The sequence below is a fragment of the Paenibacillus glucanolyticus NBRC 15330 genome, assembly GCF_004000885.1.
Lineage (GTDB): Bacteria > Bacillota > Bacilli > Paenibacillales > Paenibacillaceae > Paenibacillus_AQ > Paenibacillus_AQ glucanolyticus.
On record NZ_BIMC01000015.1, the window covers coordinates 1 to 23,266 of the forward strand.

The window sequence follows — 23,266 nt, forward strand, 5'->3', positions numbered from 1 at the left end:
AATCCTCATTATATATCATGCCCCCGTATGGAATATAAATTTTTGCATCTGTATTATTTCCATTTGTGATAAAATCACGTAGAACCTGAGAGGGGGTACGGTTCGTGTTTTTAACGGTAACTGAAAAGAAATCACCTTTCGATAATTTGTACAATCTGCTAGGGTCATCTATTTTTTTTGTGTTATCTGGAAATAACACAGATAAAATTTGATGACTAAAGAACTCATCATAATTTAACGCATAACCACCAACAAATTGAGGATTATGAGGGTCTGTCATGTTATCGTAAATTGGATCGTATGTTTTATGCCGATGTTCAAGATTAATCTCGTATGTATTGCCTGTAGATTGCAGAGATTCAAAAAAATCGTTATACATAGTTGGTGTGATATAACCCTTGTCACGAACAGAATCAACGAAAGTTGTAACTGACTTATATGCAGTCATAAATGAAATATCATCTTGATGTTGTGCTGAATTATCTAATGGAAATACGTATAATAAAATGATAGCTAAGATCAAGGTAAACACCTTGCTTATTGAGTTCATCATGTTTCTATCCCCATCTCTTATTGTGCTGTATATATCACCTTGGTTATTACCCCTAAGGTATTTCTTTCAAAGTTAGCTGTATATTCTCTGTTTAATGAAATCGTGGATACATCAATCTCATCAAATTGAAGGTTTTTATTGTATAAGTGGTTGTTTACTATAATGTCTATTTTAGTATCCGGAATTTGTATTACAGACGCTGCTACCTCCTGTCCGGTTATAGCAGGTTTTACTGGAACTCCTAATGTCGAGTGTATATCTCTTTCCAAATGAGTATTACTTTTACTAACTAGGTCTAATGACTTTGATATCGATAAATTCAAATAAATTGCACTCCCTAAAGCAATTACAAATACTGTGGCTGAAAAGCTAAAAAACATCCAGGATTTAACGTGACTAGTCATGCTCACCACCTCCATATTGTTATGTGGTAAGTCAGATCTCTCCAACTTACCACATATCTTTACTAAAAATTTTATTTTTGACGGAACAACAGACCCCGAACGACTCCACTATTATCCATGACGACCTGAGCTTCAAACTTACCTGATGGGTTAATATAATCGTTGCTGGATTCATCGGCAGAGGTTACAAGCGAACCTGTTGCTGTGCTTCCTGTAATGGCACCATAACCAGCAGACCCTTTTGGAACGGTAACGTTTACTACTTGGCTGTACCAAACACCAACAGGATTTTTACCAGTGATAACTTGAACGCCAAACTGACCCTTATCTGAAAATTTTCGAAGTGCATTTGTTACTTGGCTACCAGAAACGGTTGTGTTGTCATAAACTGTATAAGCCGTTTGAGATAGTTCAGTTTGAATATCCGAGAAATTGTTCTGTGCACTTTTTGTAGCTTCTTGTGCGGAAATAAACATTACTACAGCAATAGTAATCAAAGCGATTACCAGAAAAAATCCTGCTGCCATTTTTAAAGCGCTTTGTGCATTATTCATCTTTTTAAATCCCCCTAATTATACTTGTTTAAAAACTAATCCTCGCACAACGCCGCTATTGTCCGTTATCACTTGTGCCTTAAACTTACCTGAAGGATTGATGTAATCATTGCTCGATTCGTCAGAAGTAGTTGTTAATTGACCAGGAGCATTTCCAGTAATAGAGCCATAGGCTGTCGTCCCAATCGGCACCGTTATATTTACAATCTTGTTATACCAAGTGCCTACAAGGTTTTTACCAGTAATCACCTGGACGCCAAACTGGTCCTTATCAGAAAACTTTCGAAGTGCGTTCATTACTTGGCTGCCGCTAACTGTCGTATTGTCATATACGGTGAAAGAGGTTTGCGATAGCTCGGTTTGGATATCCGAGAAATTTTCCTGAGCATTCTTCGTCGCCTCTTGAGCAGAGATGAACATTACCACTGCGATGGTAATCAAAGCGATAACTAGAAAAAAACCAGCAGCCATTTTTAGAGCACTTTGTGCATTATTCATTCCAACCTTGCGTCCCCTTTTCTAAGAAATTCTACCTACTTGTTCGTAATAACTACCCATCTGTTCAATACTCATATACACGAGCGGGAATACGAGATACAAGAACACAAGAGCATACATTGGAGCAAATCCGAGCATTTGCCCCCATTCCTTTTTGGTATCAATAATTTTTTCATAATCTTGTTTTCTTTGTTCAAAGTTGAATGCTCGGTCAGTTTCAAGATCGTCGAATGCTTCGTTGATAGGGATTTTCTCAACTGCAACTTGCAATCTTTCGATCGTTCGAACAAAAGGAATAAATGGTACATCTTCTTTTAATTGCTCAAGAGAATCCTCAGGTCCAGAATCATAATGGAGAAGACATTTTTGGAGGGGTTCTTTGAAGACTGATGAGAACCGTTCCATCCATTCAAGAATCGTTTCAACTGATACTCTTTCAATTTCAGATAACATTGAAATGATCGTATGAAATTGTTCAACCTCATTTTGCATCTCCATCGCTCGAATTTTTTTCTGAAACATCAGAATCCAAACCGGAACATAATATCCAACCAATCCTAGACCGATAGCAATCAGAAGTTCCCACCACTTTAAGTACTCATTTGATATAACTATCGTCTTTTCGATTATACGGTTAGATGTGGATGCAACCATTTTGTCATCAGCATCCGGCATTTCTTTTTGTATTGCGAGGGCAACTCTATCTCTTAGATTTTGTTTCACCCCCTTCAATTGATTAATTATTTTTCTATCAAACTCGGTAGTTTTGTTAGCCTTCGCTAGTTCCTCCTGAGAAAGCTTCCCAAACATCACTTCACTTTTTATTGGAGTATTCAACACGTTGTGTACAGTAAGTGAATGCATGTAAATGAAAGAAGAAAACATTCCTAGAAAGAGAACACTGCAAAGCAACAAACGCCGAACGAAAAACCATTCAATTGGAAGGGGAGAATTAGATTCTTTTAGCAAAAGATTGAGCTTGTATCGTTCCCTTCTATTTGAAGCAGGAATAATGCGATCAACAATAAATCTTATAGGGGGAATCTCGTAAATCCGCTTTTCCCATTTAAACCGTTTTGTTTTCGCAACATATTTACCTTCATTTGTTTCTTGTATCTTCCTAAGTAATACATAAGAAACAACAATGATAGTAAAAACGGATATTTTAGTGATGATTCCTAACTTTGATGTATAGAAATCAGTCATGGCTGGGAAATTTCCGCGCGCCCAGGTTTCAATAGCTTTTGTGAACAAAACCGGGGTTATTGCTATGATGGTCAAACCTCGAAGATAGTAACTCAGTTTTTCCCTACGTAATATTTCAAGATTTATTTCTTTCTTTAGTCTGTCAAGAGCTGTTAGAAACATAGATGAACCATCTCTTAATTTTTTGTCACCAAACTCTTTTATTAAGAAGGAAATTCCAGCGAAAACCTTGAGAAACCGATTGGGTGCTACTTCGTAATAATTTTCGAGTTCCTTTTCCGGGTCTATATCTGTAAGAATTTCATATACTCGTTTTGCATGGAGTGAAGCCTCATATGATTTCGCTTCCGCAGCATCAAAGATTGCCTCTTCCACCATCCCATGCTGGTGAAAGTGATACCGGACATCAGACAGCATATCGACAAATTGTTTTAACAATCGATCCTCTACTTTATTAATGAAGGAATCCATCAGACTTCCATGAATGACCAATGCTCCTAACAACACCATAAAGGTGGTTAGAAGATCTCGATTGATGAAGATTAGAAAGAGAACCGTAACAGTGATTATGGTGAGAGTCATAAACACTATTCGCATAGTCATTTTTCGTAAAGTAAATTCATCATAAGAATGAATATTTGAAATCCTTCTCCGAACACGTGCGACGTAATTTTTAATGCCAGGGATTCTAACAGCTTTGGAATACGAAGATCTAAAGAATTTATCTAAGTTCCTCTTATTTTTAACTCTTTTTGGATTGATCAGATCCCTATAATAATTTGATTCCTGAAGGTCGCTGCTATTATCGATCTTTCTGGATATCACTTTCATTGCAATGAAGGTAAAGGCAAACAGAAAAATACTTGCACCAGCGATGGTTAACAGTAGAGAAGTCATGATACTTCACCCCAATGTTCTTCCAGAAATGATTTAAATCCTTCGGTATCCTCTGGAGACATATGGTCTATCATTTCAATTCTGTTTCTTTCAGAGATTTTATTTACCGGTACATACCTACCTTCACGAAATTCAATAATGTTTCTCGGTTCGTAAAGTTTTGGTGCTGTAACTCTCTCGTAATACTCACGCTGAGTGTCGAAGAATTTTTCGAATTTATTCTCCAGCCCTATGACTTTTTTATAATTATCCGGAAGTGGTGCAAGTTCAGTCGGAATACATTCAGTGATACGTTCGATATAACGTCTTCCGTCAAAATCCTTTTTGAGATGAATATCAAAATTGAGGACATTAACAACTTGTTCTTCCGCAATGGTTTCATCATGGAACATTCCAGTTTTCATTAGTGAGTTCCGAAGAGACATTATTAATGCTTGAAATGTTTTAGCATGATGCGAAAACAAAGTGAATAAACTTGCTACCTGACTCATTTGAATCATCCATGCGGCCACCGGATCCGTTGCCACTTCTCCCAAGATGTTCACAGAACCATCGGTTTTCTTTTGAATATCTAATGCTTCTTGACCAGAAATTTGGTCCGTTTCTCTTAAACTCAGTATGTTTCTTTCTTTGTAGATCTTACGGAGGTGGAGCTCAAATGCCATTTCTTGAACACGAATAGTATGCCAAGCATATATAAATCTGACCATCGCCATAATCAGTGTGGTTTTACCTGTTCCCTGTGCACCAGTTATAGCTGTAATTCGTGCGCCCTTGACAAGATATTTTATCAATCCTATTGGTAAATCTGCGTTTTCTTCTTTAATTAGTTGATCAAGAGAAGCGTTAGGCACATCAAATTTCCTCACGAAGAACGCCCATGTTTCTGCTAATTTAGGTCTTAGTACGACTACCCTACTTCCGTCTTTCATTTCATTTACCATATACCCATTACTCTCCGAAAGCTGGCCGGGATTATTATACTTATAGATATTTTGGCAAACACGTTTGAGTTCGTGTTCACTTCCAAAGGTTAGAAAAGATAAATGTATGGATTTCCCCTTAAAGAATATCCAAACGCTATCATGAGCATAAGGTACATCTTCAGATTTCATCTGCTGTATGTAGTGATCATACTCACCAACCAGATGCATAAAAGATGTTGGCAAACCCGAGACACCACCAGAAACACCATCAATATTCATGTCCCTTATCTCGTCAGTTGGTCCGAATCCTTTGAGTTCCTGGTACACCCTTTGAACAACTATATTGAGCTTGTCTTCAAAGTTGATTCCTTTAAATTCTTTTTGAAAAACATATTCAATTTCCTCTGATGTAATAATGTAAGAAGGCGTCTTACCTTCCTCTATTACATTTTTCAAATGATCAAGATTATGATTTTCAATTAATTTGGTGAGAGCATCGAAACCAAATTTCTTTTTGTATTGATATAGAAGAATTTCGAATTTATCCTGTATAGTTAAGCTTTTTCGATCATCAAACGGTATTACTAGATTAATATTGTTATCATTAAATCCATAAGTCTTGTATAACAGATCAAACAGAAAAGTTTTAACATATGTTTTGTCGTTAATGTCACCGTAAACGCATCCTTTTAAAGCCCTTTTTAGCTCTACGCGTTTCCGCTTTAAACGTATAAATTCCTCTTCTGTTAAATTCAAATCCATAAGATCGGATTTAGCGAGTTCGTGTAAAGTTTCCTTGATGTATTCACGTATTTTTTCCAATGAAAACTTCGCATCGCCTTCTTCTTTTCTCGGGGCAACAAATTTTCTGTCAGTAAGCTTGAAATAAAATAGTATAGCGGCTATTAAAATCATTACAACTATTAGGCTTGTATTGATCAAGTAGACTGATATCATTTACTCTCCCCCTGACTCAAGTCTTCCAAGTTTGAGGTCTAACTTAGCAGAAATCGCACGCGAGAGTTTATTCACTTCTGCGAAAAAGGAGCTGTTTTCATGTGAAGAAGATATGTGTCTGTTTCTCAAGAAAAAATCCAACACATTACTATCATTGGTAGCATCTAAGAATGAGCTGCAATGAGGAACAGTATATATTTTGTTTTTCAGTCGATATTTTCTTTGAATATTCTTAACACTATACTTTGATTGATCATCATACTTCCCAAGAACAAATAGGTGCTCCTTTTGATTTAGAATTTCTGGATACTCCTTGTTTTCGAAAAATGAATTCAATACTGTTAAATTCTGATTTAGACAGACAACTACCAAATCACTTTCCTGCAATACCGTTTTTGTTAGCTCATTTGTTACTCCACTAGGGACATCAATCAATGTTAAATCATAATAATTCTCTGCATTTCTTAAAATAGCTGGAACTGCTTGAATAAGCTGCTCATGAAAATCTTGATCTGGTTTTGTTGTTCCGTAGAGCATATCAAGATGTCCTTTAATTAATGGAGTAGTGTTGTCTCGAATAGACTCAGGTGTTAACCTGTTACTTTTTGCAAGTCTTTCCAATGCATCAATCCCATAATCCGTGAAGGAGTGTGATAAATGGTTTGAATCTACAGGTTTTTTATATGAGTTTTCAAGGGTCGTTTTACGCCAATGAGTATGTGTAATTAAAGTTTTAATAGGCGTATTCATACCGATATTTGTAGCCGTAGCAATTAGATTCGATGTTGTAGCAACTTGACCGTCTCTAATTCCCCAAAATGCAACCGTCGCCAATCTTATCCCCTCCTTGCAGTTTTGAGTGCATTGCTGATCGACTTCTCATCAACAATTTCACTATCCATTAACAAACCAGCTAGTGATTTTCTATAGTGTCCTGAAAATCGCTTCAGGTTCGAACGCTCATCATGTACATTTTCAACATATCTTTGGTAGTCAACTTCATCGAAGTTAAACAAGTGAATAGTATCTGTGCGAAGGATTTTCGGATTATCGAAGAAATCATAAATAAAATCCTCATCCATATGGGTTGAGATGTAATTATTAACAATCAGTGTAAAGATGTGCGATTCATTCTCTCTTTCTTTAAACAAATCTTCTAGAATAGCTCGTGTTCTTTTTAAAGCAGACTTTTCGAGTGTTGAAAAAATATAAATTTTATCGAACTCATCAAGAGAAACATCAGATATAAAATCGCTATTATCAATATCGATCTGTATGTAGTCATATTCATTCAAATTGACTTTGTTTAAATGTTTTTTGTTCAACGCACAGTCAAACCCCTCAAACTCGATAAGGTCCATCTTCTCCGTTATTTCAGGTATTGATGCAGCTACATCTCCAGATTGTGTTCCATCTACATAGAGACCTTTTAAGCCAGTTAATGAAACTACCTTTATCAGGTTTAGAAGGACCGATGTTTTATCTACAGAACCTATATATAATATTTTTTTCATGTTTTTCACTCCCATCTTTTTAAGGGTTTATGGCGTCTTGATTCTGCTCAAAGATATTCTGCTGTTTGTCTTCTGGAATTGAATTATCTGTTGTCGGTTCTAAAATATTGCTTTTTTCTGTTGGATTTGTCCCATTCGATGAGTTAACACCTTCATTGCTGGACTTATCGTTTAATTGTTGTTCTTCATTTCCAATTGCACTACTTGATTCATTCTGAGAAAAACCATTGGTTCCGTTATTTACTTGATAACTTGTGGCCCCTGTGGTGTACTTCATTTTGTCCACCTCATTTAATGAAGACAAATCTTTATCAAGTTGATTTCGGAGACGTTTGTTCAACTCAACCTTTGCGACTTCTATGATATTCGGATCATTTTGCATGAGTTCAAGTACTTTATTATTAACTGGATATGTTGTTATCGCCTTCTCTTGGAATTGTGGATCCGTATAAGTTAGGGCATAAATTCTTGCGCCATTAATAAATGCGTCCACTATGGCACTCGACATGGTTAGAATTTCGCTTTCATTCATTTCATACCAAACGGTCCCAGTAGCACCTACGAGTTTTTGAACCTTCTTTTTCGATAACACAATGTAATCATGCCCTGTAGGAAAGTTGATCCTAACATCTACGTATTGGGCATTCGCTAAATCTGAAGGAAGTTGCATTACATTAAACTCTTGATATCTGAGATCATTTGGTGTCACGCCCTCATCGTAAAGAATACTGGGAATAATCGCTGTATTCTTTGCTGCATCGATCTTAATCGTTTTATTTACTATTTCTTTAGGGTCTACTAGACTATTTGCCGGCACTTCGTCCTCATTTAATTCAACTTGTTGAAGATCATCAGGCTTAATTTTTGTACCTGCTTGAATATCTTTCTTAAGCAGCAAAACAGACTTCTTTTTTTCTTGTTCTGCAATTTGAGCTGCTTTCATCTCATCAATCTGTTTTTGATAGGCAGCACGTATTTCATTTTCTTTCTTTGTTTGCTGAACACCGTTGTATACCATTACTCCTCCGAATATAGAAGCAGTCAATACAACACCGGCTAAGCCTGCGATGATTAGTTGCTTGTGCCTTGGACGAATCTTTGACATTTGTATTTATCCCCTCTCAATTCCTTAAAAATAGAAAAGCTATGAATATTACAATTAATAAAGAAATAACAAATCCATATTTTAGATGTTTTCTGTTTCGGTTCTTACTCAATGAAACCGGGGCCAAACTAAGTATTTGTTCAAACATTTCATCAGAAATGTCATTCTTTCTGAATGGGTCCGGATGATACGGCAATGCAAAAACTTTCTCCCTAGATAGGTCACTTTCAATATCCGATCTGGTTTGTGCATCAATCAAAGGGATTACTATGTTCCATTTTGTTTGATGATCAAAAGAATCTGTTGCTGATAGAAACTCTTTTAAATGACGCTGTTTCCACTCACTTCCACAAGCTACAACTATTTGTATATCTGATCTCAAAAATTCTTCAAAATATGAGGTTTCTTCATATCCCCCTAGATCAAGAACAACAAAGTTGTACTCTGATGAAAGAAGTGAAATTAGATTTAGATCCGTATTATCAGATTTGTAAAAATCAACTCCATCAATGTCAAATTTTTTTGTGTTTAGAGTGCGACTAATATCTTTTATTCCTTCATATGCCAGTTCAACATATTTAAAGTCACTGCTTTCATTGCACTCTACTATTGCAACCTTGTTACCTTTTCTTGATAAGAAGTATGAAAGTGATATTGCACTGTGCGTTGTTCCGGTACGTATCTGTGCGCCCAAGACAGCGATTACTACAGAACCAAATACTCTGTTCCTTATTATGATTTTTTCCTTAACTGTGGGAAACGGTAGTGTGAAGTCTTCAATTGAATCATCAATTATAAGAGGTCGTTCTACTTTTCTATCATCTTTTGTACTTGTTATATGCTCTACAATCTCATCATTCTGATTTACTCCTGATTTCTCCTGATCCTCTCCCTTTAATCCTCGTTCTTTTTTATTTGTCGATATCGTTCTTCTTTCTGTCTTTACTGAAATTTCGTTCCCACCATTATCAATTTTGCGCCAGGCGATATCCTTGCTGTACTCCCGATATTTTGCCACTTCTGCAAATTCTTTTGATTTTTCAAAGCAATTCATGATGTCAACAATGCTAATCGTGCTATTTGTTGCTGATCTTACAAAAATGTTGTAAATCCCCATGTTCACAAGTTCTGCAAGTAATGGATGTCCCTCAGATTCGTTTGAAAGAACTACTGTCCTTATCTCACTGTGCCTAGTTCGAATGGACAGAAGAACATCAGAAAGGTATTCCAGGCGTTTATCATTTAACTTGTATGCAAGGTCAGTAATTACAATCAGTCCAAATACCGGTTCGTCATTTTCATAAGCTTCCTCTATTGTTTCGATTAAATGCTCAGCCACAACGACCGATTCAATTACTTTAAAGCCTTTAGACTCAATAAACTTCTTGAGCTTTGAACCAAAATCCGTGTTTTGAGTCGCTATAATTATCCTTCGGGTATCACTCGGCGTCACAATTCACCAACCTCCCAAATGCTTTCCCCAAGTACTTCATTAATTGCTTTTTTTATTTCCGGGTGTGGCTCTTCTTTGCTTTTTTCATATCTAGAGATCATTACCTGGTAAACTCGGAGTTTATCATTCCTTTTTTTAATCTCCCCAACAAGATCCTCTTGGGTCCAGCCTTTTCTTAGTCTGATGATTTTTAGTTTTTCAGCTGGGCTTTCAACAATCATCAACATACACCTCCTTAGTCGATATTTTAGAGACACAAAAAAACACGCTAACCAACCCTATGTAGGGTTTGATTAGCGTGCTTCGCTTTTGAAAAGATATATGGAGTTTTTATTTAAACACTTTGTCACAAAACAATCCTAGTACATTCTAAATGAAGTGTCAAACATCTTTTAGTCTTTTAGTTTAGTTATCTTCGAACGCTGCTTTCATTCGTTCATCTATATGATCATTGATATAATTATTAATGAATTCTAATTTCTTTGCAGTATCTTCTTTTTTTATTATAATGCCTGTTTTTATAGGATTAGCATTCCATTTTTCTTCTGCCTCATTTTTAAGTTCACGGGTTATTTTCCTTTCAGTATCTCTAATATTTAATTGTATTGTTCTAATAGCCACTCTCTCTTGAGCTTCTTTTTCTGCAGGGTCAGGTAATGCGAGCCTTGCTAGCCGTTCCTTTTCTTCATATTCCTGACGAATCTCATTTCTCATCTGGTCCATTTTTTCATTTAAAAGATCACCCATAGCTCGTAAAATGCGTTCTTCAGCTTGGAGTATATCCATAGTATTTGAATCTGCGGAATTTTCATCCTCAAAGTATGTGACTTCAGGAAATTTTTCTCTTACATACTCGGCAATAATCTCATTAGGTATCTTTTTTCCGTATTTTTCTCTTACCTCATATATAAATATTGCTATATTGATTTCGAGTTGTGATAATACTCTCTCTCTCTTCCCTTTTGTTCTGGGTAGAGTGTGAACTTTTTGCTTCTCTAGTTCATTAAACCAAGATCTTAAAGTGACAACCGGTATTTCTATTCCTTTCTCCTCTTTCAAATACTCTTGTGCTTTCCCAAGGGTCCACATCTGTGGTAGTTGTTCTTCTTCCACTTTGATTCCATCTCCTCTCCTCAAATATCAGTTTTATATTAGTGATATAGACTATAATTTGGTTTACGATAGTTTACCAAAAACCTCTATCTATATTATAGCCTATAAATATTCAAGTTAATAGATTCTATACAGGTTTTAGATTCTACAAATATATTAGTTATAGGTATGCAACGTACTAATTCCTACTCTTATAGATATCCTATATAATCGGTATAGTATATATTATAAGTCTCAAACACAAATATAAACTCTGCATATAAACTTCTATAGAATATATATATACAGAGTTTATTTAATGTAGGAATATATTACTTTGGTATAGAATATAGATAGAATAATAGATTTGATGGTCCACTATATCTTATATTCTATACTTCCTCGCGATATAAGTTAGATAATCAATATAGTCTACATTTATCAGTCCTCATCTATAACACTTATAGGTTGCAAAACCCCTATAGTCTATATATAGTAAATCTTCGGTTTGCTTCATATAAACTATATACCTCCTATAGGATATATTATGTAAAGGATAGTTTGTTACATATAGTATATATTTTTCGTATAGGCTATATAATCTTTCGCAAAATTCCTTTTCTTTCCCTCATTCATGTGATATAATCCAATTAAGTTAAATCAGTTAATTTAAGTTAAGTTAACTCAGTTGAGTTAACTTAACTGTAAAAATCATAAATTTGGAGGGTAATTCTATGGAAAAAAAGACATCTATGCTGCAAGCAGGATCGGACGCAGGAAATACTCGGCAAAAAACTTCTTATATTGATGAGACAGGGAATGTTGTCAGCATTTCTTTTCCTACACTAATGGCTCCGGGGAATTCAGTGGGTGACCCACTCCGTAAAGAGTCAAAAGATCTTTCGATCACAGACCGTTTACATGTATACATACAATCAAAAGCTCTTTCCGGAACCTATTATTATGTAGGGGATTATGCAAGAGATAAGAAGGGTATGGTTCAACCCGATGGTGCTTTTAAATCATCCAGTGAACTTCACATTGTTACTCAACTGACCGCATTAGCAATTATTGCAGCTTCAATGAACAAAGAACGAATTGATCATTTCTACTCTGGCGGCCTTCCTATTGAGGAGTTTAAAATCGTAGGTGAATCGACATTTCTTGAACGTATAAGCGGTGAGCATGTGATCGAGTTCTTAGATGGTATTTATAATGGAAAAGTTATTACTATCAATATTACTGGCGGGATTGTTAATATAGAGGGCGCTACTACATCACTTGCACTCACAAACAACATCATTGAGAACAAATTAATAGAACTGCCTAGTGCTAAGATCTTTGATGATGAAGACTACTGTATTGGTGATTTGGGAGCCGGCACCACTGATGTAGCACTGTTTGAAGGCGATGGGCTTAATGGTATTAATAGTACGAATTATGATCTTGGGACAAATAAATATATCGATGAAATGATAAATGAAATCAATGAAATAGATGAATTCAAAGAGGCTCGGGATTTCCTCAAGGAAAACAATATGGATGTCACTTCTCCTTATACAAACCGCGAGCAATTTTTACGGCAAGTGGTTTTTCCTGAAATAGCTACAATGCTAGCAGATAAAACAAATAAGTATCAGCCTACATTCAAGGTTTCCTGGGCTAGTAAAAGAAATGTTATTGTTACAGAAATCGTGTTAAAGCACATGAAGTCTTACTACGACGAAGTTGTAAAGCAACTAAATTTATTCGCTCTTACAAAAGCACCAAATGTAAATAACTTTTTCTTAGTGGGCGGTGGTTTGCTCTTTGCTTATTACTATTTTAGAAACATTGAATTCTTTAAATTACCTGATTTAGAAGTCCGGCCTGAAGCTCAGTATTTTACAAGCAGAGCGTATTTGATTAGTTCCTATATTCAAAACCTTGTTGCCTCTCTATAAAATTGAACTCTATACACAAAGTGGAGGGAGGTAAGACGCCCTGCAGGCGGTTTAAATATGAAAGAAAAAGCAAAGGAATTTAAGAGGGGGGTTGGCTTCACCTTCACTCCCTCGCGTATACCTGATGCCGGTGAAGTGGATTTCATTGATGAGTTAAACCGAATTTTAGCACTAAGCAATCTAAGTCAAAACAAATTTACTGAAATTATGCTGAAAGAGGCAGTTGAGTATCAAAAGATTAAGAAAACCCAAAAATTCAAGGATCTTTTTGAAACAAATGAGCAAGGGTTGATAATAATCGATGAGGATGATAGCACCTCTAATTTAAAAAAACCACTAATACAAACCGTAAACTCAATGGAACTAAACCAAAACGCCCACAGTTCATCAACATCTCAAGTTAAAGAAAAGGATGATTTTGAACATTCGCAAATGAAAGCTGTTGAAGATAAAAATTCTTCAGTTAATTCGAAGGATGTCGTTAAAGAACCGGTAGTTAATGATGTCTTAAGAAAAGCGATGGAAAGGGCAAATAAAACAAAACTTAAATCATAGTACTTGATGAACAAAGGACCTGATATAAATCAGGTCTTTTGTTTTGTATAAAATTAAAGGATCATGGATCCTAGAGAAAAGCCCCTCCTAAATAGGTACAACTAAATTAAAAGGTGGGTCAGAAAAATTTATGATATTTCCTTAAATTCTTATAGATCAAATCAGTATTTTATATTGGAGCACTTATCTTTTAAGATGTGCACCCCTTGAACACATTGGGTATATCCTTCCGATGATTTCGAGAGGGTGCATTTTACATTCTTGGACAAAGGAGAAATTGGAATGAATCATAAAACGCCATTTAATAATTATCCTTAACGAATTATGCGAAGAGAGGAGAGAACTCCTAAAAACGACTACAGCATAAACGTAATGTATGCATCGTAATTGAAAGAGGAGTTAACAAATGAAACTTTAATATCGTCACATTAATGAATAAAGCATATAAACTCTTTCTTTGAATCCCAATCACAAAAATAAGATATTACTCAGAATGTTCAAAGCGGCATTGATATCGTTCCTCAGACAGAGTATTTTTCCAATTTGCCAAGGGCACGAATTTGGGTCAGTCGAATATTAGCTAGCTAACCCTGAGAACTCATTATTAGCGATATTAGGTATGTTGCGTGGATGTTCCATAGATCCCACCTTTGATCATAAAGAAGAAATCTATACGATGAGTAGTCAGTTTAGAAAGGTATTTACAAGCATCCTCCATCTCAATAATCAATTAAGTTAACTTAATTGATTTAACTTAAATTAACTTAATTGATACTCTGGATTCATATTTTTTATATGTCTGTTCTGAAGTCATTCGAGTTCATTAGCAGGTGCATTTATAGTAACTAAAGGGTTTCTTGACAAATCAAATAATGAAAAGCAAGTCAGTTTCATAAATAGAACGCAGCAAGAGAAAGAAAGCTAATTAGTGGAATTTATAGTGGAACAATAAGTGGAATCAAAGGGAGACATTCCACAAATCATTCTTCTTTCTAATCTACTACGCATTCCATATGAATGTATTTAATGAATTCTCTTGTTACTTGATGTCTCGTTTAGAATTTGTTAACTTTTTCATGACACGAATGACATTTAACGAAGACGTGAATAAATACAGTAGAAGGTACGCATGATTTTATGCTCTTAAGCTGCTGTCCGGAGGGATGATATTTATGCCTAGTATTGGTGCATACTACTTCAGCAAAACGGAGGTTGATATAATCTCATCATTGTTTATTTTTAGAAGTGGTACTGCGGAGCAGGTTACTTATATGATCCAACCCGAGCTGGCACCAGAAGGCTTTGCAAATAATGCAGGGAAACGATCTGTTTATACCGGTAGAATAAAGTACATTGCAAAAACACTTAGCGGTTTGCAAAAAAAGGGTCTTGTTGCGCTAATGAAACCAGTACACACAATGAAATTCGTTTATTATTTAACTCAAGAAGGCCTCAACTGTGCATACTCAATCTTCGGAATTGAAGAACATTCAGCTAATCTAGCGAGTGGCTGGCCATGCGATTATGGGTACTTCGAATACACTCTCTATAAGCCATCTCTGGATAGATTCTCACATCACGACCTCTCACTTAACTATCACCTGCAAATGTTGAATTTCGCAGCTCTAAGAGGCTTCAAATACGAATTCATTGATAACCGATATGCATCAAGGGAATTTTATACGAAGAAGCAAGGCAAGAATGTAAAAAGATATTTTCGACCTGATGGGGAATTTAAAATTAATGATAAGAATCACTATTGGCTCGAAGTCGATATGTCCACTGAACGCGGCGAAAAATTGGCAGATAAGTTTGAGTCCTATCGAGACTACCTCGATGTAATCTCTGAGGGAATCTCCTTTTCAGAAATCAATGAAACACCAAGGTCAATTGTTTTCCATTCGTCAGCGACTTATATAACCGTAAGATGGATCTCAGTATTTAATGCTTTCATGAGTAAAATGGAAAAGTATACGCCGTTGATTAACTTCAGACTAACAAACAATTCAACACTTAGTAGGGCTGCAGATGCTGAGGTTAATTCAAATTCATATCTAAATAAGGTTAAAACCAACATTCAAATTCACTTGAAACGCGAGTCTGGATTCGTGGGGCTTCCAGATTCCCGCTCCAGTTCACCTAGCTTCATCAAATTGTTATCAAGTGATGAAGATGCTTTAGGTTGGTCTCCTAACATAGTAATCGTCGAGAATTCTGACGGCTCTAAACAAATCCTACTTTTTGAACGTCTTGAAGGACTTGAAAGCTTGGGTATTGCCAGGATTATTGATTTAAACAAGAAACTTCAAGAACTAGAGATAGGTAGAAGTGGACAAATAAAAGAAATTATCCCTATTTTGTACTACTATGACATAACCCCTGATGAGACAACGGTCAAAGGTACAGGCGTTGATATGGTGCTCCGAAGGACGTTAAGTAAACTGATCGTGCATGATGCTAAGAACAATCTATGGTTTGACGGTTTTAATAACATTGAGATAAAGGGAAACCCTTTAATGTATCGAAGAGACTAGACACCTTTAGCTATCCAGTCTTCGAAGCCATATGGTTCTAATTAAATTAATAAGATTTTCCAAAAAAAAGGGCGTTGTCAGTCATCCTTAATACGACGCCTCTTTTTTTTAAGCTCCGGAACTATTGCAGCAACAATTCTGTTTGTGCTATCTGAGAATGCCTCTTCACAAAAAGTTTCCATCACACGGCTAGTGATAACTTCTGGTGTTAATTCATAATCCACATCTATCCGTTCATTAATCGCGTCACAAATCATTTGCAATTGATAATACCTATGTCTATGCATTCGATATGTTACTTCCTTGTACTTAGAATTTTCTTTCCACCATTCTTGAAGCGATTCAAAAAACATAACAACCCCCCCCGATCTTCAATCACAAAACACTCCATACACTACGCTTCTGATTGTTCTCTGTGACGTCAATCCTTTTAGGATCGTAGATTCGATCACTTTCTTGTACAATATGGATGGCCTTAACCTTATCTTTCTCAAGCTTTTCTTTAGTCTTCTTAGGGAATGCTAGGTCTGTAATAAATAACTGAGTATGTGGTCTAGGTATAGGTGCATTGTAGAAAAGGTCATCATAATTAATGTTCGGTGCAACACGGTGAACCATATCCTTAGTGTGCAGACCATATCTTAATAAAGCATGCGTAGCATGTGATAAAAAAGATGATCCAAGCGCTATTTGAAACTCTGAGATTTTGTCATACAAGCACTTGTTCACTCGTACTTTAAACCGATCCCGCTTCCCGTTAATTTCAATGTAGCTATCTATTAAAGCAGCGTACTCATGTCCTAAGAATACTTGATTACCGTAAGAGAAGTTCCGTTTGAAATAAGGAGAGAAAAAGCGAATACATTCTTCACTTTTAACAGCACATTCGATTAAGCGGACTCCAACTTCACCCTCAGGAATCTCTAGGTGTCGCGCAATTCTGTGTATCCACACACGATAGGTATCAGGTACATATGGAGCTATAGAATGTTTCTTATCTGATCTAACTTTACGGCTGGCACTATTCATACCCATCACTCTCATCATCCCCCATCGGAAATTGCGAATATAACAGGCACTCCGTTCCCTAGTGCCTACTTTAAACATATGCCCGTCCAAGTATATTAGAACCTCACACTGGGCATAATAAGAGCAATATAGTAGGGCGTGGAGGGGTATGGAGATGCACAGTACTAAAGAACTTAAACTAACACAAAAAGAACTAGAGCTTTTAGCAAAAGGGTCAATAGAGACAGCCAAAAAGCTCGGCTATACTCTAAAAAAGAAAAAAAGAACTCGTCCATGAAGGACGAGTTTCTTTTTTAATATCAGAAAATAAATTGATTGGAGAAAATATTATTAGGAGCTGAAGCTCCAAACTACTTAATGCTATCTATTTTGAAAAAAACACTTAGAAACCCTGTATCATCAAGGGTTTTACCCTCACTCTTTTAAGAAAAGGGATAAAAGAAACATAAACTTATAAAGGTTTATGACGTTTTCGTGTATAATGAAATACGTAAACGTCCAGCTAAACAAAGGGGGCTTATTAGTGTGTCTATAATTGATAGCTCAGAGCAACAAGTCATGATCTTAAACAAGAAGAAAGAAGAGATATTAGCACATAAGGAACAGATACCTGATGCACCCTATCACTTATTCAGCATCAATGCGATGATTAGGGATGCAGAAATGCGATATGAACGTCTCAAAGGTAAGTATACATCTATAAAATGCAGTCAGTGTAATCAAGCAGTAGATGATGAAATGAAATCGATTAATCTCGGACGCAATATCATCTGTGAGCGATGCATTAAAACAATTGGTCAAGTAATGAATACGACTGAATTCGAAGATAGACATGGATTGAAAACAGGTACCGTCAAGCAAGATATTCATAACACACTTCACACCCTTCAAGGAACTGGGATAATCAGAAAATCAGGGAAATGCTGGCTTGTACATGATGTGCTTGCAGAACTCTATTATGATGCTGGTAAAAACAAGGCACGTCTTGAAATGTCATGGGTAGAAGAGATGGAAAGACACTTATCCTCACTACAGACCCAACACAAAATTCTTAATGATATTAAAGGTTCATTAACTGGCGCTACATTACAATTATTTAGTCTAGATGCTCAGATAAAGGATTATGAGAATCGTTTAAGAATAGTAAAAGGAGGGACTTTACCTTTTCGATGTTCGCAATGTCTCGGATGGATAAAAGAGAAGGGACTCCCAGTATTAATTAGTCATTTTACTCTTTGTGACAACTGTAAAGATACGATCCAGCAAGTTATGACCTCAAGCGAAGCCGAAACTAAATATAACCTATTACCAGGTCGAATTAGAAAAGACATTCACAAAGGTAATCTAGAAAAGTATCTTGAAAATGGTCTACTCCGTCAATCAGGGGGTATTTGGCTTTTTCATGAAACGATAATTAAGCATCACTACTATCCTGAAATAATAACTCCATCAAATAAACCAGAGATCCCATCATCTTTGCTAGCACGATCAGCTGCTGTGTTCCAAAATTCAATGGAAGGGAGATGACCCATGATCGTTGAGTCGAGGAACAGGACTTAGGAAGCACTCTTATAGTAAATATTTTAACTAGTACATCCTTAAGCATGTTGAATAGTTGTTGAACCTCACAAACAAAGATATTAACCGCCTAAACAAAAAAGACCCCCCATTAAAATATTGGAGGTCTTTTTCCCGCTTCATAGGATACCTCATCTTACTTTTGATTTAGCCAATCCTGTTCGATCAATCCACTCATCTAAATCATATTCATATCCTTTATCAAGCTTTTTCTGTTTGATTGTTATGAGCTTATTATAGATCAAGGGAAAGTGGTCCCATTTTGTGAAAATGACTTTGATTTTTGTTCAATCAAATCGTAATGAGAACACTATGACCGCTGAATACGATTAATAACCTTTTTTGATTGGATCTTTCTTAATTATGTTATTCTTAATCTCATTAATCTCCCGCTTCAATTAATTCCTCTATTATGCATTATTCTGATTCTTTCATTACAAGTGATTTATTGGAGTCTTTATTTCACTATCCAAGTCAAGAAAACAAATTCCCGGAGTTGAATTAGTAACCGATAACCTACGCCAGGACACTTGTAGCACCATCGATTTTTATTATTTCTCATACTATTTTTCCGAAATAATCCACTGAAGCGGGTGTTATATATGGATTTTAATGACTCTTGATAGATATATACCCCGTGATTATACACATTTTAAATGGACTTATATGATTTTTATATGTGTGATGCTCGAAATCATAAGAAAGGATATCTTACATACACCGGTCTCACCTCACTATAGCTTCTGAAGCATGGTCACGTTTTAAGGGACTTGGTTTCTCGAAGTTCTGATAACTGTGATATACTGTGGCGGATCTGAACTAGTTAAGCATGGGGGTACTCAATGGAACTCGGAAACGTAGTGGATAGATTCTTGATAAGAACCGTTCTTTTCTTGACGATTTACGTTATTGTAATGTGTATCGTTATTCTGAAACAAGTAATGTAAAGCGTAAAGCAAAATGCTACTGCAGTACATGTATGGTAAATTAAAGAAAATCTAAGATAATTGAGGTGAACTTTATGGTGTCTAATAGCAAGCGTAAGAATACCCAACCCACGGGAGACAATACCGCCAAACTTGCTTTAAAAATTTCAGTTATGGCAGTTATTATGTTCGCAATAGGCGGGGGAGTGCCACTTGGATTAGCCTTGTTTGGCTACCTCAACCAGTAGCATTTAGATATCTATGTCCAGTAAAGACCGTGCTTAGTACACCTGCCTTCTTATTGTTATGTGTCCTAAACCCCTCAGAACTGGTGTGCTTAGGCATTCCCTAGCTCCGACTACTCCGACGCATCTTTCGGCGTTATGAGTTTCATTAAATATTAGCCATTTCTCCGCTCAGAGCCCTTTGCAGCTTATCTACATAGCACTCACTAAAAATCCATAGGTTGTCTTCCAACGAATCATGCGATCTGCATTCGTGTCTACCTAAGTGGTTTCGTAATTGATAGCACCCCACTTCGTTCTCCACCCTTACGATTGGCAGCTAGAAACCGACATTCAGGTAGAAAAGCGTTACAAGGACAGTTGCAACAGAGGTGAATATGTCCCCCGCTCGTCTCGACTTCACTAATAACCAGTTAACCATAGAATCTCACACCTGTTGGGAACACGATCCTCTTTGTCCTTTTGAGAAACCGGCCCTTCATTCAATCTCCGAGCTGACCCCAATACTCGGAGCTGCAGTGGCTACGCTACAGCCGAGGAGGTAATAGGCCATGATCCTGCCTGATCATGGTGTCAATAGACACAATACTATACAGACATCTTCAGCAGCCCGTGGAGTAAGAATACCGGCTCTTTTTTATTCCGAAATAGCTATAAAGGCCGTCAATGCTCATTCGTTGTAACCAAACAAGTACACTATGACTCAAAGAATCTCTTTATGTTCATAGCGTATTAATTTACCATCTCGATGGGTAAGTAAAATCAATTTATTTATCCATAACCATTTAAATAGCTGAAAGTATTCGATTTGATCCGATTTCTTGTCTTCGCTCTTCTGATAGTTACTTTTTCATTTCAGTTGAGAATAAGGTTTGTTATATTAGATTTACAACTAGTACATGACAAGAGGTAGAGGGGGAGAGGATCCCGCTCCAAGTTAAATCCAAACGTTTGCTTTAGGTTATAAATTAACAATTAGGGGCGATATGACGGTGATCAGAGACTTAAGAGAGACTATGCTATGTTCTACCTGCGGGGAGATTGTTATTGATTTTACAAAGAAATATGGTTATCACCTCCTGGAGTCGCAAGATGACTGTCATGAACAAACACATGATGGTATCGAGAGTCTAGATTGTGAAGGTTGCGATCGTGACATTGAAGAGGAAGAAGTGTATTTCATCCTCAGTGTGGACGATACCACCCTGAATGATATCGCTGATAAAGTGGGGGAGAATATATCCGGTTGCAGCTACTGTGAAGGGGAGGAACGTGCATATTTTGTACATGCTTTTAACGATGACCCCTTTGACCCGAGCTCTCGTATGGAAGAGCCAGAGGGTATGAGCGTAGAATCATATTTATTTGATCAAGATGTACCTGAAGAACTTCACTCGTTAATGACCAAACATTTAGAGTGTAAATGTGGACGTGGACGTGATGGGTATCGTCCTGACGACATTACCGGTGGCGTATTCTCTCCAAGTGATGAAATATACACGAAAAATGATGTTGTAGATTTCTGGGGCTATGATTATGAAACATTCAGTGATTTTAGCGCAAAATATGGAGAAAATATCGAAGTAGATGACTTGATAAATTTCAAGAAATACCTCAGTAAATATCCCATGCTCGCGTTAAAACACCCCACAGGAAGAGCTATTTATAGCACATTGGAAAAACACTATACGGCCAAAGAGTATCACGTACTGTCACCAGAAATCGGAACTTTATATCGCGGCCGAACTCGGAAGCGGGATAATTCTAATGTGTTTACCGATAAAGATATGTGGTCACCACCAGCAGGATTACCTCAACATGGTCGATATAACTGTATTGGTGTCCCAGTGCTGTACGTGTGCGATAACGTGGATGCGGTTCCTTATGAAATACATCCCACCCATGATGATGTAATCGACATTGGAGAATTTCAGATCCTTGAAGATGAGCTGCATTTATTCGATTTAGGATCTTTTGATCCCTATTTCCAGGGCTTCTTCAATGAAGAGAATGAAGAAACTAAGATCCTAAAACAAGCCTATCTTTTACCAAATTTTATAGGTACCTGCTGCAGTGCCATTGGATACCATGGGGTTAAGTATGAAGGCGTACATAGGAACCGCTTCAGCTATACGAACTTTGCTCTGTTCAATATTACACCTGGTAAAGACATTAAAGTAAATGAAGTTATAAGCTATTCACCACAATTCACAATAACAATGGAGAAAATCCCATTGGCAAGCTCTCTGAAGCCTTTGGAGGTCTTCTGACGAAATATGAAGAACCCCCACCTAACGGTGGAGGTTTTTTTCTATTCTTCGAGTATTTCCCATTTCACCTCATTGATTATATCTTGAAGTAAGAGATCGGGGGCTAGCTCTAAAAAATCACTGATTCGCGACAATTTCGATATAAAAACCGAACGGTCATTATAAGTGGCGCGAAGTTTTACATCATGCAGCAGCGCAGAAAGAGCCGTGGCAGTATCAACATAGACGGATTCGGCCGGTTCTTCTTTTTCCCATTGCGCATCCATTGTTCCAAAATTCAAAACGAGGTGCGTTTTCTCCGGCTCACAATCCGGATGTTCTTTGTAGAAGAACCCCCCACCTTTGCGGATAACGGTAATCTTGATGTGTTCACTCACTAAGCGTGCAACTTCCCCCTCTTGAATTGAACCTAACATTTGTATCGTAGACATGCTCATCTACCCAGCCTCTTTTCATCTTTTCTTTTTATCATATCAGGATCACACTTCATCCAGTAGTGCCCCGCTCCAGTACAGAGCAAAGATAAAATTTCGTTCTTTCTCGTAATTCCAATCTGAATAATACATTGATGAAACCTGGTACTGATGTTTTCGACCGGATCTGAAAAGATGTTCTTTTTAATCGGGAAGAAAGAAATACCCGAATTGATAGTCCTAACTTTTGGGTGTCTTTCTCGATTTTCCACAAGCCGTGTACACTAAGTATATAGCGCTAATAGGAGGTGCATCTCTTGAACAACTATCTACCCAAACGTTGGGTATCAAATCAAAAAACTATCCGACGAGAAACAAAGATCATGAAGATTACGGGATGGATCGTTGTTATACTAATTGCTCTAATGGCAGTTCTATATATGCATGATATGTTAAAGGAGCGGGAGACCCTTTGTTTTATTGCAATAGCTTTTATTGTAATAACCCGCTTCTGTTGTTCTTATGGAAGACGAAAAAAGAGTATAAAAACGATCTCTGCACTAGAAGAGAGGGCCTATACGAAAAATCAAAGTGGACTAAGTTAATTTTCGGAA

General features: G+C 36.7%; 21 protein-coding genes. 6 read left to right on the forward strand and 15 right to left on the reverse strand.

The genetic code is table 11. The features are described from left to right. The 12 genes from PGL02S_RS19640 to PGL02S_RS19695 all read right to left on the reverse strand — a co-directional run. The coding region (locus PGL02S_RS19640) for a hypothetical protein (RefSeq protein WP_174806176.1) at positions 1-553 on the reverse strand (553 nt) is incomplete at its 3' end. A 17-nt stretch (positions 554-570) separates the two neighbouring features. After that, a complete protein-coding gene (locus PGL02S_RS19645) occupies positions 571-957 on the reverse strand; it encodes a hypothetical protein (protein ID WP_063477571.1) in 387 nt (128 codons plus the stop codon). A 71-nt stretch (positions 958-1,028) separates the two neighbouring features. Next, on the reverse strand, positions 1,029-1,511 hold the full coding sequence (locus PGL02S_RS19650) for a hypothetical protein (protein WP_063477570.1): 483 nt from the start codon (positions 1,509-1,511) through the stop codon (positions 1,029-1,031). A gap of 18 nt (positions 1,512-1,529) precedes the next feature. Further along, the gene (locus tag PGL02S_RS19655) at positions 1,530-2,009 is read right to left on the reverse strand and encodes a hypothetical protein (RefSeq protein ID WP_063477569.1); all 480 of its coding nucleotides are present in this window, start codon (positions 2,007-2,009) and stop codon (positions 1,530-1,532) included. Between the two features lie 21 nt (positions 2,010-2,030). Continuing rightward, positions 2,031-4,112, reverse strand: a complete 2,082-nt coding sequence (locus tag PGL02S_RS19660; RefSeq protein ID WP_063477568.1) for a hypothetical protein — start codon at positions 4,110-4,112, stop codon at positions 2,031-2,033. Beyond that, entirely contained in the window at positions 4,109-5,995 is a 1,887-nt protein-coding gene (locus PGL02S_RS19665; RefSeq protein ID WP_063477567.1) for an ATPase, T2SS/T4P/T4SS family, read from the reverse strand. Before PGL02S_RS19665 ends, PGL02S_RS19660 begins: the two co-directional genes overlap by 4 nt. Continuing rightward, positions 5,996-6,829 carry a hypothetical protein gene (locus tag PGL02S_RS19670; RefSeq protein WP_063477566.1) on the reverse strand — a complete coding sequence of 278 codons (834 nt, stop codon included), beginning with the start codon at positions 6,827-6,829 and terminating at the stop codon, positions 5,996-5,998. A gap of 2 nt (positions 6,830-6,831) precedes the next feature. Then, the gene (locus PGL02S_RS19675; RefSeq protein ID WP_063477565.1) at positions 6,832-7,509 is read right to left on the reverse strand and encodes a P-loop NTPase family protein; all 678 of its coding nucleotides are present in this window, start codon (positions 7,507-7,509) and stop codon (positions 6,832-6,834) included. 19 nt (positions 7,510-7,528) lie between these two features. Then, positions 7,529-8,614 (reverse strand): SAF domain-containing protein, encoded by a 1,086-nt coding sequence (locus PGL02S_RS19680; RefSeq protein WP_063477564.1) that lies wholly within the window; start codon positions 8,612-8,614, stop codon positions 7,529-7,531. Between the two features lie 16 nt (positions 8,615-8,630). After that, positions 8,631-10,067 (reverse strand): hypothetical protein, encoded by a 1,437-nt coding sequence (locus PGL02S_RS19685; RefSeq protein ID WP_063477563.1) that lies wholly within the window; start codon positions 10,065-10,067, stop codon positions 8,631-8,633. Continuing rightward, entirely contained in the window at positions 10,064-10,288 is a 225-nt protein-coding gene (locus PGL02S_RS19690) for a helix-turn-helix domain-containing protein (protein ID WP_063477562.1), read from the reverse strand. Before PGL02S_RS19690 ends, PGL02S_RS19685 begins: the two co-directional genes overlap by 4 nt. A 184-nt stretch (positions 10,289-10,472) precedes the next feature. Next, positions 10,473-11,180 carry a translation initiation factor IF-2 gene (locus PGL02S_RS19695; protein WP_127502912.1) on the reverse strand — a complete coding sequence of 236 codons (708 nt, stop codon included), beginning with the start codon at positions 11,178-11,180 and terminating at the stop codon, positions 10,473-10,475. A gap of 713 nt (positions 11,181-11,893) precedes the next feature. On the opposite strand from PGL02S_RS19695, the gene PGL02S_RS19700 reads away from it, so the two are divergent. The 3 genes from PGL02S_RS19700 (at position 11,894) to PGL02S_RS19710 (ending at position 16,191) form a co-directional block, all read left to right on the forward strand. Further along, positions 11,894-13,102, forward strand: a complete 1,209-nt coding sequence (locus tag PGL02S_RS19700; RefSeq protein ID WP_063477560.1) for a ParM/StbA family protein — start codon at positions 11,894-11,896, stop codon at positions 13,100-13,102. 57 nt (positions 13,103-13,159) lie between these two features. After that, entirely contained in the window at positions 13,160-13,657 is a 498-nt protein-coding gene (locus PGL02S_RS19705; protein WP_063477559.1) for a hypothetical protein, read from the forward strand. A gap of 1,172 nt (positions 13,658-14,829) precedes the next feature. Further along, positions 14,830-16,191 (forward strand): replication-relaxation family protein, encoded by a 1,362-nt coding sequence (locus PGL02S_RS19710; RefSeq protein ID WP_063477558.1) that lies wholly within the window; start codon positions 14,830-14,832, stop codon positions 16,189-16,191. Positions 16,192-16,268: 77 nt separating this feature from the next. Here PGL02S_RS19710 and PGL02S_RS19715 read toward each other — a convergent pair whose 3' ends face one another. Together PGL02S_RS19715 and PGL02S_RS19720 are read right to left on the reverse strand one after the other, a co-directional pair. Continuing rightward, on the reverse strand, positions 16,269-16,544 hold the full coding sequence (locus PGL02S_RS19715; RefSeq protein WP_063477557.1) for a hypothetical protein: 276 nt from the start codon (positions 16,542-16,544) through the stop codon (positions 16,269-16,271). A 22-nt stretch (positions 16,545-16,566) separates the two neighbouring features. Then, positions 16,567-17,235, reverse strand: a complete 669-nt coding sequence (locus PGL02S_RS19720; protein WP_174806177.1) for a hypothetical protein — start codon at positions 17,233-17,235, stop codon at positions 16,567-16,569. Positions 17,236-17,374: 139 nt separating this feature from the next. On the opposite strand from PGL02S_RS19720, the gene PGL02S_RS28875 reads away from it, so the two are divergent. From PGL02S_RS28875 to PGL02S_RS19730, 3 genes are all read left to right on the forward strand, one after another. Beyond that, positions 17,375-17,497 carry a hypothetical protein gene (locus tag PGL02S_RS28875; protein ID WP_255308655.1) on the forward strand — a complete coding sequence of 41 codons (123 nt, stop codon included), beginning with the start codon at positions 17,375-17,377 and terminating at the stop codon, positions 17,495-17,497. Between the two features lie 248 nt (positions 17,498-17,745). Then, positions 17,746-18,747 (forward strand): hypothetical protein, encoded by a 1,002-nt coding sequence (locus PGL02S_RS19725; protein WP_063477555.1) that lies wholly within the window; start codon positions 17,746-17,748, stop codon positions 18,745-18,747. A gap of 2,208 nt (positions 18,748-20,955) precedes the next feature. Next, positions 20,956-22,239 (forward strand): RES domain-containing protein, encoded by a 1,284-nt coding sequence (locus PGL02S_RS19730; RefSeq protein WP_063477554.1) that lies wholly within the window; start codon positions 20,956-20,958, stop codon positions 22,237-22,239. 41 nt (positions 22,240-22,280) lie between these two features. Here PGL02S_RS19730 and PGL02S_RS19735 read toward each other — a convergent pair whose 3' ends face one another. Then, a complete protein-coding gene (locus PGL02S_RS19735) occupies positions 22,281-22,670 on the reverse strand; it encodes a hypothetical protein (RefSeq protein ID WP_164762880.1) in 390 nt (129 codons plus the stop codon). Positions 22,671-23,266: the final 596 nt, after the last annotated feature.